A 12705-nucleotide genomic window follows, 5' to 3' on the forward strand; every position below is an offset into this window, starting at 1 on the left:
AAAATTAAACTAACATTATTGGAAATATAAGGAGAAAAATATGATTCTAGTAACAGGTGCAAATGGTCAACTCGGAACTGAGCTTCGTCACCTTCTTGACGAGCGTAACGAAGAGTATGTAGCAGTAGATGTAGCAGAAATGGACATCACAGATGCTGAAAAAGTAGATGAAGTGTTTGCGGAAGTAAAACCAACCTTGGTATATCACTGTGCCGCCTACACAGCTGTTGATGCTGCTGAAGATGAAGGTAAAGAACTTGACTATGCTATCAATGTGACTGGTACTGAAAATGTCGCTAAGGCTGCTGAAAAACACGGTGCAACGCTGGTTTATATTTCAACGGACTACGTTTTTGATGGTGAAAAACCAGTCGGTCAAGAGTGGGAAGTTGATGATAAGCCAGATCCACAGACAGAGTATGGACGTACAAAACGCATGGGTGAAGAGTTAGTCGAAAGACATGTGACTAACTACTACATTATCCGTACTGCGTGGGTATTCGGTAACTATGGTAAGAACTTTGTCTTCACTATGCAAAATCTTGCTAAGACTCACAAGACACTCACAGTTGTTAATGATCAACATGGACGCCCAACTTGGACACGTACTTTGGCAGAGTTTATGACATATTTGGCTGAAAACCGTAAGGAATATGGTTACTATCACTTGTCAAATGATGCAGCAGAAGATACAACTTGGTATGACTTTGCGGTCGAAATTCTCAAAGATACTGATGTTGAAGTGAAACCTGTTGATTCAAGCCAATTCCCAGCTAAAGCTAAACGCCCACTTAACTCAACAATGAGTTTGGCTAAGGCTAAGGCTACAGGATTTGTCATTCCAACATGGCAAGATGCTTTGAAAGAGTTTTACAAACAGGAAGTGAAATAATGACGCGAAAAAGAGTGCTATTATGTAGCTTATTACTCAGTCTTTTATATGTCATTCCAATTGCTGTTTTCAATAAGGGATTGAATGGGGCAGATCTCAGCTTCCATCTAAATCGTTTGTTGGGTATGGAAGGTATATATGCTTCCCCTATAAACTTCAAAGCTTTTTATGGTATAGGTTTAGGAGTTAATTATTTCTATCCGTTTTTAACCTATTATCCATTCTTTGTATTATATAGGTTATCCCACAGTGTTTTCCTAGGTTATTATATATATCAATATTTACTAACTCTACTTACTTTTTTAATTGCTTATTATTCGATAAGTAATATTATGGTTATCGAAGGCAAGAAAAATAAAAAGGATTTTGCGGGATTGTTGTTTGCTACCTTATATACTTTTTCTTTATATAGATTAGATAACATTGTGATACGGTTTGCAACAGGTGAATTTATCGCCTATGCTTTTATTCCGTTAGTTTTCTATGGTCTTTACACTATTTTAAAAGGAGATTATAGGAAATGGTATATTTTAAGTATCGGAATGTCTTTAGTAGCCTACTCTCATTTAATTTCACTACTTCTCACAGCTTTACTAGTTGGTCTCATTTTTATAATAACCTTTTTATTCGTGAATAGTAAGAAGGAGAGACTATTAAGTTTTATAGTGGCAACTTTATCTACGATTTCCATTTTTGCGTTTCAATTGGTTCTTATGGGAGAGCAATCGTTATCGAATGCTATTGTGAAGCCACAAGGAGTAAATTTAAATGCGACTGCCCACTCGCTTAAAGATTTATTATTGAATCTCAACTTTGAAAACAATTATACACTTCCAGGATTTCTAATTATTTTTTGTCTAATAGTTTCTCTTATTGGGGTGTTTAAATTACAAAAATACGATATCCTTATTTTTGTTTTGACTCTTATCCTCATAGTTTTTGAAAGTCCATTAATACATTGGCCTGAAAATAGTGAACATATAGTATCTTCAATACAGTTTATTTGGCGTCTAAATAATTTTATTACCCTTTTCACTGCTTATTTGGCAAGTAAAGTCTTTGTTAGTCTTTCATTAAGAAAAGAGTGGTTAATCGCAGTATTAATTGGTGTGATTGGCTTGACGACATTCTTTAGTGTTTCACAAGCTCAAAAAACAATAAAGGGATCGCAAACAACTTTTAACAATATGCCTAAAGAAGAACTTCTTCCAGTTGTTACAAATGGAGATTACCATGCTACAGATTATATGCTAAGTACAGACGGTAGTATTTCTGATTATGATGCCTTTCAACGAAAATTACGACATGAAGTTATTAGTTTGAATGATAATCAAATTGTTAAAACAAAGATATTATTTAACTCTTTGAAGACAAAATTAATTATTGATAGTGATAAGAAGCTAACAGTGAGCTTGCCTTTCTATGCATATAAGGGTATATCAGTTGATTTAGATGGTAATATAACAGATTTTTCTAAGGCTCCGGATGCTGGGGTAAAAATATCGGTACCAGAAGGGAAACATGAGATAGGGATTTCGTATCACTATACAATTTTGGCAAAGATATTTTTTGTAATCTCATTAGTATCTAGTCTCTTTGTAGTGTTATATGCTTATATAATTAAGAAGATAATTAAAAGTTAGTGTATCTATAACAAAAATTGTAGTGGTAAAACTTTTTAAAAGAGGTCTTTATGACCTCTTTTTTAAGTGGTTTAGTGAATCGTTATGTGGGATTTTCACTTTTTAAAAAATCTATAGTATAATAAAGGGAAAAATCATTTTTGTAGGAGAAATAATGAGTTCAGAAAAAGGTACTTTAGTTAAGAATGTAGATGACCAAAAATTCATTTCAGAGAAAATAGATAATAAAATTTCTATAAAAGAGAATTATATTTGGAATATGTTGGGAACTATCTCATCTTCTTTAATTTCAGTTATTCTCCTACTTTTAGCGTCTAGACTTCTTGATTCTAGAAATTCAGATATTTTTAGTATTGCATACGCACTAGGTCAGCAGTTCTTTATTTTAGGATATTTCCAGATACGTAATATGCAGTCTACAGATGTTCAAGAAAGGTACTCATTTGTTTCCTATCATAATACACGTATAGTAACAGTTATTATGATGTTGTTAACCTCTCTTGGATATATTTTTGTACAAGGATATAGTTTTTATAAAGCAGTAATTATCTTACTCCTAGTATTGTATCGAGCAGTCGATGCTTATTCAGATGTTTTTCAGGGGTATTTTCAACAACAAAACAGATCAGATTTAGCTGGAAAAGTTCAGTTTTATCGTAGTTGGCTTTCTATATTAGTCTTTGGATTAAGCTTGATTCTAACAAAATCACTAATGATTTCAAGTGCCATTATTTGTTTGATAAATCTATTCCTTACAGTTGTCCTAGATTATAGAATCTCTACTAGAAACTTTGAAATTAATTTTTATCCATCAATATTTAAAGATAACCGTAATATTATCTCTATATTAAAAGAAGCATTTCCCTTATTTCTAAATGGTTTTTTGATTACTTATGTCTACAATGAAGCTAAGATTGATATTGATTCTCTCTTGTCTCAGGGGTTATTTTCAAATGGTATTCAACGAGACTTTAATGTATTGTTTATGCCCGTCTTTGTTTTATCCCTCTTATTTTTCGTTTTAAGACCTTTAACTACACAGCTATCAATCTATTGGTATGAACAGAAATATAATCTGTTTTATAAGCAGGTTTATCTTTTATTTGCAACTATGACTGTTTTAGGCATAATTATTATAGGCCTAGGCTATCTAATTGGTACAGAGATTCTAGGTTTTATTTATGGAACGTCATTGGTAGAATATAAAGTACCTTTTGTGATTCTCCTTGTTGGAGGAATCCTAAATGTATTAGCACTTGTTATTGATATAGTTATGACAATTTTTAGAAAACAAACATATCTTGTGATTGCATATATTACTAGCTTTCTTGTAGCTAAATTTATCACAATGCCGTTTGTAAAGGGAGAGGGGATTATGGGTGCATCGTTGTCATTCTTGATTTCAATGATTATCTTTTTTTGCACTAGCATAGTAATTTATATTTGGGTAAATAATAACGATAAAAGAAAGAGAAGTTAATGAATATTTTATTTACGTTAAATAACGCTTTTGTTCCACAAGTTGCAACATGTATGTGTTCAATTTTTGAGAATAATAAATCAATGGATGAAATTAATATCTATTTACTAAATACCGACATCTCTGAGGCTAATAAAGCTAAATTGAAAGAATTTACTAAACTTTATGGCCGTTCAGTTCATTTTATTACGCTACCTAATCTGAGGAGCTTGATAGATTTTGATTTTGATACAAATGGTTGGTCACCAATTGTGTTAGCACGACTCTTAGTCGATAAGCTTTTACCAGAAGATATTGATAGAATTTTGTATTTAGATGGTGATACTTTGGTATTGGGGAGTCTTGAATCTCTATGGGAATTAGACATGGGTAATCGTTCAATCGGAATGGGTCCTGAATCTACTGTTGATGTAGGGCGAAGAGAATTTCTAGGTTTGGGGAAACAGATGTATTGTAACGCTGGAGTTCTACTTATTGATTTAGAGAAGTGGAGAGATTGTAAACTTGGAGAGAAAGTTCTAGCATATTATAAAAAACATGATGGTAATCTTTTTGCTAACGACCAAGATGCAATTAATGGATCTTTAAAAGATGATATTTATGTTATTTCTCCAAAATATAATTTCTTCAATATATACTTTTTTTACCCTTACAGAGTATTAAAAAAACTATCTTTACCAGCGGAGTTCATAAGTAGACAAGAGTTGCGAGAAGCTATTGAAAATCCAATCATTGTCCATTATCTAGGAGAGGAACGCCCTTGGAGAAAGGGAAATACTCATAAACTAAGAAAGTACTATCTTTATTATCTTGAAAAGACACCTTGGTCTAAAACGCCTATGGAAACTGGTTGGGAATTTTACTTTATTTGTTTTAGGACATTTAATATAATTATGAAACCTTTACCAATGTTGAGATATAAGATTATTAATTCACTGATACCAGCATTTATGAAATACCGAAAAAAACAGCTCCAAAAAAATAAAAGATAAACGTATTAAACATAGAAAGAATAAGAATATATGAGAGTTTTAATGATAATTCCTGCCTACAATGAGGAGGAAAGCATCTTTGATACGGTAACGAGTATCGTGGATTACCGTAAAAAGGTTGATTTTGATTTGGATTATGTGGTTATCAATGACGGATCAACAGATAAGACAAAACAAATTCTGGAAGAGAACCATTTTAATGCTGTTCATCTGGTCATGAATCTTGGAATTGGTGGTGCGGTTCAAACAGGCTACAAATATGCACTAGAGCATGACTATGATGTAGCGGTTCAATTTGATGGCGATGGCCAGCATGATATTGAATCTTTGTCAGATTTGCTAGAACCAATTCGAAAAAATGAAGCAGACCTAGTTATTGGTTCTCGCTTTGTTGGTGATGTTAAGTCTGAATTTCAAACAACTTTTATGAGACGCTTCGGAATTAGTGTTATTTCCAATCTTATCAAATGGACAACTGGACAAAGAGTTTTAGATACAACTTCGGGTTACCGTTTGGCTGATAAAGCTGTTATTAAACAGTTCGCTAAGCGTTATCCAATCAAGTATCCAGAACCAGAAACTATTGTTCATATTTTGAAACGTAAATATCGAGTTGTTGAACGACCAGCAAATATGTTTGAACGTACTGGTGGCGTTTCTTCCATTACGCCAATTAAATCCATTCGATATATGATTGAAGTGTGTTCGTCGATTGTTATTGCAGCCTTTATGAGGGAGAGTGAATAATGTCAGTTTTATCTATTGTGATGTTGGTAGCTTCCATCTTTTTCCTTTATCTAGTCATTAGAAATATCAATAAGAATAATATCTTATTTGAGCAGGCCTTTATGTGGATTGTCATCAGTCTGGTTATGATTGTTATTTCGATTTTTGATGTTATTCCGGTTTATTTTGCTGGATTACTTGGATTTGAGCTGACTTCGAATTTTTTGCTATCGCTTGCTATCTTTTTCTTGTTGGTTATTGCTTTTTTACAAACTATGACTTTGTCAAAACAAAAAGAGCAGATAAAGCACTTAGTTCAAGAATTATCTATTCTCAAAAGTCATGTAGAAGAGAAAGAGGAAAAGAATGAAAGATAATCATACTTGGGTGATTTGCGCTTATGGAGAAACTGATTATCTTGAAGCCTGTATTCAATCTTTGAAAAATCAAACTCTTCAATCTCAAATTATCTGTTATAGTTCAACGCCACTTGATTCGATTAAGGAACTTTGCCAGCGTTATGCTATCCCATTTTATACTAAACAAGGTGGGGGAATTGGCAAGGATTGGAATAATGCTATCTCTTTTGTAGAAACAAAATATGCTACTATCGCCCATCAGGATGACTACTATGAGTCAAGATATGCAGAAAAAGTATTGGCCAAGATGGAAAAAGCTAGTGATGTCCTAATCGGATATTCTGATTATTTTGAAGAAAAAAATGGTCTAAAGATTCCTGCGAATACAAACCTTAAGATTAAAACTTTGATGTTAAAAACAATGAATCTTTTTTCTGGTAATCATTTTTGGCGTAACCGAGTAATGGCTTTTGGTAATCCAATTTGTTGTCCAGCTGTCACCTATAATCTTGAAAAATTGAAGAATTTCTACTTTGATGAGGGAATGAAAGTCAGCCTTGATTGGTATGCTTGGTATAAGATTAGTGAATACAAGGGACGTTTTATCTATGTGTCAGATAAGCTAATGTGCCACCGAATTCATGAGGAATCTGAGACATCTAAGACTATTGCTGATAATACTCGTAGTAAAGAAGATTTGTATATGTACCAACTCTTTTGGCCAAAATGGATAGCAAATATCCTTATGAAACAATATGTGAAGAGTCAGAAGACGAATGGGTAGTGTACAAAAATTTATAAAGCAGAATCGTTCTGCTTTTTTTGTTACTCAATAGCAAGAGGACTTTTTCTTTTTTGTATAAACTATAGTATAATTAAGGTGATATGCACTTTCAAAGATTGATTAAAGTAGTAATCTTTGAAGCTTAGTAATATTAGTAATTATCAGGTACTAATTGATATTTTGTTAAACAAAATGGATGGAAAAATGAATAATTTAATCTCAGTGGTTGTGACTTGCTACAATCATGAAAAGTATATTGAGCAGTGTCTGCGAAGTGTTTTTAATCAGACTTATACTAATATCGAATTAATCGTTTTGGATGATGGTTCGACGGATAGTTCAACTCAAATTATCCAAGAGGTTTTGAAGGATTCACCTTTTGAGACAAGATTTGAAACTCATGAAAACCTTGGGGTGGTAAATAATCGAAATTTGGGACTCGAGCTTATTAGAGGTGATTATTTGCTATTTGTAGATAGTGATAACTACCTCGATGCGGATTATGTGGAACAGTTGTATAGTAAGTTGACGGAAACAAATGCTGACATCGTGTACTGTGATCTTTATAACCCAGAAAAAGAAGAGTTCTACCTCAAAAGCCGTGGATTTGATTTAACTGCTTTCCTAAATGCTAGTTTTATTGATAATTGTTCTTTGGTTCGTAGAAGTATTATTGGAAATGCTCGTTATGATGAGAAGTTAAATCGTAAAAAGCTTGAAGATTATGACTTTTTATTGAACTTGATTATTAATAACGGTGCTAAAGCGGTATATCAACCAAGCACTAAGCTTAATTATCGTGTCTTTGAAACAGGGTCAATTTCTGGACGTGACTCCGTTCGCTACCATTATGAAATCTATCTTGACATTCTTGAGAAGTATCTTGATAAGCTTCCTCATGAAGTTTACAAGGCAATTTGTGAGAACCTCATGGTTTTGGAAGAACGGTTGAATAGCTTGCTTAAGCATCATTCTGAAGTGACAGACTATGTTAATCGCTTGAAAAAAGAACGTGATCAACTTGAACAAAGAAAGTATGCACAATCTAAGAGATTGAAGGATGCTCATAAAGAGATGGAGCTTATCCGAAGTTCACTGTCATATCGTTTAGGTAATGCCCTTATCACACCTATAAAGACAGCAGGGGTAATTGCTAAGAATCCAAAAGCAATTAAAAATTATTTGAGAGCTTTAAAAGTCAAAGTGATACAGTTACGTCGTCGAATGACACCACTTAAGGTTCGTCAGTTACGATGTCTCAGAAATAGTCAACGCTCTGTCTTGTCATATAATGGTAAGAAAGCACTGATTTATGTTATTTTTGAGTCTGAATCTCGTCTTCAAGAATATAAATTACGTTTCTTGCAAGCCTTGACTCCATTGGTAGATGATGTTATTGTAGTTATCAATGGGCAGCTTCACGATGATGATATTAATACCCTTGAAACCTACGGTAGGGTTTTAACTCGTGATAACAAGGGATATGATACTGCAGCCTTTAGAGAAGGAATCTTTGCCTTCGGTAAAGATAAGCTTAAAGATTATGACCAGCTCCTCCTGGTGAATGATACTAATATTGGTCCGATGAGGGATTTGTCTCAAGTATTCCAAGAAATGGCTAATAAGCAACTAGATTTCTGGGGGATTTCCTTTGGAGAAGAGCAAGAGGATGTTACTAAAGAGAATCCTTATGGATACATTCCTAAGCATCTTCAGTCTTATTTCCTAGTTATTGAAAAGCTTATGCTAAACGATGATGACTTTTATGAGTACTGGACACATTTGACGGATACAGATTCTCGTGATAAGGCTATTGGTCGACATGAGACACGTTTTACCAAGCATTTTGCCGATTTGGGTTATCGTTTCGATGCGGTCGTGCAAGAATACGAAGATTCTGCCATGTATATCCACCCGCTTAAGATGCTCAAGGCAGGTAGTCCTTTGGTAAAATACACGGCTCTGAAAAATTATGATGAAGACCAGTTCTTGTGGCAAGGTCTGGATCGTGATTCAGAAGTCCCTGACTTGTTAGAGTTTGTTGCAAAAGAAACGGATTACCCTGTGGCAATCTTGGAAGATATTGTAAATAAATTTAAGGCTGTTCCACGTGATCAATACATTCTATTGATTGATGGGGTTGAAAATATTATTCCGCAATGTACCCGTTATCGTGTCTTTAACAAGGCAGAACAATTACGCAAGCATGGCTTTGCAGTCAAAGTTGTTAACCTATCTGATTTCCAATTATCGATGGCTCAAAATGCTAGTCACATCATCATCTACCGTTCACCAATCTCACCCGAGCTTTTGCGTCACTGTCATTTAGCTAAGGAATATGGAAAACCTGTCTTCTTTGATATTGATGATTTAGTCTTTGATACGGTTTATACAGATCAATTGAGTTATACGCACGGGTTGAATTCGGTTGAAAAAGGAAACTATGATGCAGGTGTTAGAAATTATGGCTATATGCTAGAAAACTGTGATGGTGCCATTACTTCGACTAACCAATTGCAGGAGGAGTTGTATAAGTACCAAAGTAAGGTTTTACTTAATCGCAACTTGGCTTCTGATGACTTAATCGCTATTAGTAGTCAATATATCAAAGATTACTCTCAAGCATCTGATATTGTTAAGATTGGTTATTTCTCTGGTTCAATTAGTCATAATGAGAATTTTGAATTGATTAAACCAGCTATTAAGCAACTGCTTACAAAATATAGCAATGTCCAATTACATATTGTCGGGATTCTCGATATCCCTCAGGATATGAAGCCCTTTGAAAATCAAATTGTAACTCACGATTATGTGGACTGGGATAAATTGCCTGCCTTGATTAGTGAGGTTGATATTAACCTAGCACCGCTTGTAGATTCTATCTTTAACCGTGCGAAGTCAGAGATTAAGTGGATTGAAGCTGCCTTGGTGAAGGTACCAACAGTAGCAAGTAAGATAGGAGCTTTCTCAGATGCGGTTGTTGATGGTGAAACAGGATTGTTAGCTACTGATGACCAGTGGTTTGACAAGCTTGAAGCCTTGGTTTTATCTCCAGAATTAAGACAGAAAATTGCAGATGCTGCTTATCGGGCTGTTCTTGAAAACTGTACGTTAAGCAAGAAAGATGATATGGTGACTTATTTTGAACAGAATTAAACAGATAAAAGTTGAAAATTTATTTTTCATCTTAGCAACGATTTTTATTTTCTCATTTATGTTTGTATTTCCAATTAATCGTGTGCCAGACGAAACAAACCATGCACGAATGACTTGGGAAACTTTCCATAAACCAACTGAAACATCTTTTAAGTGGATGGATGAGATTCCAAGTAATGATAAGGTTAAGTTAGCGGAATATAAACAGATTTTTGCTCAAAAGATTGATATGAGTAAGGAACCCTTTCAATTTGGTGTGAGTTTAAAAACAATCTCCTTTATTCCACAGTTGATAGGGATGACGATTGGAAGTTGGATTAGTCCTACAGTTGGGATGATTATCTATATGGGGCGCATCTTTAATTCACTAGCCTATATACTAGGAATTTACTTTTTAATACGTTATTTCAAATATGGGAAAACAGCCCTAATGTTTATTTCGCTGCTACCTATTATGGTTCAGCAAGCATCGTCACTTTCTTATGATGTGATGAACTATTTAGAAGTGATGTTGGCTCTCGGTTTTATCACAAATCTTGCCTATTCTAAACGTTTTACCAATCGTAATATTATCCAGGTGATAGGTCTTGCGATCTTACTGTTAGCAACTAAGCCAAATAACGTTTTATTGTTGGGATTGATTCCGTTTGTACCACTTGAGTTTGAAGGTGTCCTTGCCTTTCTAAATCGTCCAGTACAAGCCATAAAGACCTTTATTTCAAAATATAAAGCAGTCTTCTACCTTCTCTTTGTAGTAGGAGTCGTAGTGGTTCTTCAATTCTTAATGAAGAATCAAGGTGGTCTTCGTCATTATGGAGAAGTTTTGCGTAATACACTCTTTAATCCTGAGTTGAATGACAATTTGAATGGTATCTTGTCACTTGGGATGTTCGGTTATCTTGGTAACCTTACATTACAAATGCCACTGTGGTTAATTTTTATTGATATTATCGTTCTTACCATTTTATTCCTATCAAGTAAGAAGGATTTCTTTACAAAAGACTTTGCTAATGCATCTTGGATTCTCTTCCTACTAGAGGTTTTAGCCGCTGTTACAGTCATGTATATACAGTGGACACCTCTTGTTCTTGGTCAGGGAGCTAATATATCAGTTGGCGCTCAAGGACGTTATTTCACGCCATTTATCATTCTTTTGTTGCCGCTAGTCGCTAACACAGCTAAGATTGATTTATCTCGACAGAAAAGATTGAAAATAGCAACTCTGACTTTAATCGCTAATTTCTTAGTGGCTATGTATTTGATTCTTTTCCATTATTGGGGGGTATTTGCATAATTTATGACTAAAACAATTTTATTTATTTCTCCGACAGGAACTCTGGATAATGGTGCTGAAATTTCGATAGTCAATCTTATGAAATTTCTTGTAAAAAAAGGTTATCGTGTATTAAATGTTTTTCCTGATTATAAGGTTTCGTCTCAGGAGGAGTATCAAGCAGAACTTCATAGAGCAGGGATTGAAACCCACGGTCTTTCAGCTGTCAAATGGTGGTGGGAAGAAGCACCGGGTGGTTCGCCAGGCAATCATTTTTTGAGAGTAAATTCTTATAATAAGAATGTCAAAGATATTCGAAATATTATTGTAGATAACAAGGTGGACCTTGTTATCAGTAATACAGTCAATGTTTTTCAAGGAGCACTTGCTGCAGCTTTTGAGGATGTCAAACATTTTTGGTTGATTCATGAATTTCCTGAGGGGGAGTTCGGTTACTATAAAGAAAAACTAGACTTTATAGACACGTTTTCTGATGAAATCTTTGCTGTCACAGGAGCTTTGACCGAGGATTTAGAAAAGTGTTTTCCAAATAGGAAGATCTATTCCTTTGCACCTTATACTCAAATTGAACCTAAAGAAGGAGTAAAAACTGAATCTAACGACCAACATCGTATCGTTTCAGTTGGACGCTTGACTCAGAGAAAGAATCAGCTTGAGTTAATAAAAGCTTTTCAGATGCTTGATTTAGCAGGAACTGAACTTGTATTTTTAGGTGCATGGGATGAGGATTACAAACAACTTTGTGATGATTATATTGCAGAACACGATTTGAAGAGTGTTTCATTTTTGGGGTATTTAGATGATCCTTGGTCAGAGATTACTGATAAGGATTTAGCTGTTTTTCCATCTAGTATGGAAACGTTTGGTCTCGTTTATGTTGAATCTGTTTTAAATGGTATTCCAACGATTTTATCAGATAATGCGGGACATAAATCTGCTTTCGAATATATGAACGAGCAAGGTCATATCTATCCATTGGGTGATTTGGATGCCTTGACTAGGATGATTTCAGAGGTCCTTGATGGATTTGATCAAGAGAAACTTGAAGCAGTGCAAGCTGTTCCAAATTTAAAAGAGAGATATTCTCTTGAGAGTGTTTATGCTAATATTACTGAAAAGATTGAGGGCGATGACATGCGTCATAAAAAAGTAACTCAGAAAGATATCTATTTTTTAAACAGCCGAAAAGCTCTAACAAAGAGTCTAAAATCTGCTGTGAAAAAACTATTTCAGCTTAAAAAAATGAATTAAGGTAAAATCTCGTTACTCATTATCTATGATTAAGAATGAAAAGGCCGTTTTTGACTGGCCTTTTTGTTTTACTCTTTCTGTCCAATCATGCAAAATACCTTCCAAAATGGTATAATAAAAGCTACTAT

10 protein-coding genes are annotated in these 12705 nt (G+C 34.3%); all 10 read left to right on the forward strand.

Annotated features, from left to right (window positions below; genetic code table 11):
* Positions 1–40: 40 nt before the first annotated feature.
* Positions 41–892: a dTDP-4-dehydrorhamnose reductase gene (rfbD, locus tag ADF62_RS03580; RefSeq protein WP_048788094.1), complete on the forward strand. Its 852-nt coding sequence runs from the start codon at positions 41–43 to the stop codon at positions 890–892.
* Positions 892–2535, forward strand: coding sequence for a hypothetical protein (locus ADF62_RS03585; protein ID WP_048788095.1), 1644 nt, complete (start codon positions 892–894; stop codon positions 2533–2535). Before rfbD ends, ADF62_RS03585 begins: the two co-directional genes overlap by 1 nt.
* Positions 2536–2689: 154 nt before the next feature.
* Positions 2690–4015 carry a lipopolysaccharide biosynthesis protein gene (locus tag ADF62_RS03590; protein ID WP_048788096.1) on the forward strand — a complete coding sequence of 442 codons (1326 nt, stop codon included), beginning with the start codon at positions 2690–2692 and terminating at the stop codon, positions 4013–4015.
* On the forward strand, positions 4015–5007 hold the full coding sequence (locus ADF62_RS03595) for a glycosyltransferase family 8 protein (protein WP_048788097.1): 993 nt from the start codon (positions 4015–4017) through the stop codon (positions 5005–5007). The genes ADF62_RS03590 and ADF62_RS03595 overlap by 1 nt, the downstream gene beginning before the upstream one ends.
* Positions 5008–5037: 30 nt before the next feature.
* Positions 5038–5754, forward strand: coding sequence for a glycosyltransferase family 2 protein (locus tag ADF62_RS03600; RefSeq protein ID WP_048788098.1), 717 nt, complete (start codon positions 5038–5040; stop codon positions 5752–5754).
* On the forward strand, positions 5754–6110 hold the full coding sequence (locus ADF62_RS03605) for a DUF2304 domain-containing protein (RefSeq protein ID WP_048788099.1): 357 nt from the start codon (positions 5754–5756) through the stop codon (positions 6108–6110). Before ADF62_RS03600 ends, ADF62_RS03605 begins: the two co-directional genes overlap by 1 nt.
* Entirely contained in the window at positions 6100–6876 is a 777-nt protein-coding gene (locus ADF62_RS03610; RefSeq protein ID WP_048788100.1) for a glycosyltransferase family 2 protein, read from the forward strand. The genes ADF62_RS03605 and ADF62_RS03610 overlap by 11 nt, the downstream gene beginning before the upstream one ends.
* A gap of 204 nt (positions 6877–7080) precedes the next feature.
* Entirely contained in the window at positions 7081–10032 is a 2952-nt protein-coding gene (locus ADF62_RS03615) for a rhamnan synthesis F family protein (protein WP_048788101.1), read from the forward strand.
* Complete coding sequence (locus ADF62_RS03620) at positions 10019–11326, forward strand: DUF2142 domain-containing protein (RefSeq protein WP_048788102.1); 1308 nt, start codon at positions 10019–10021, stop codon at positions 11324–11326. The genes ADF62_RS03615 and ADF62_RS03620 overlap by 14 nt, the downstream gene beginning before the upstream one ends.
* A 3-nt stretch (positions 11327–11329) precedes the next feature.
* Positions 11330–12577 (forward strand): glycosyltransferase family 4 protein, encoded by a 1248-nt coding sequence (locus ADF62_RS03625; RefSeq protein WP_048788103.1) that lies wholly within the window; start codon positions 11330–11332, stop codon positions 12575–12577.
* Positions 12578–12705 lie beyond the last annotated feature (128 nt).

The organism is Streptococcus sp. 1004_SSPC (assembly GCF_001069025.1).
Lineage (GTDB): Bacteria > Bacillota > Bacilli > Lactobacillales > Streptococcaceae > Streptococcus > Streptococcus vestibularis.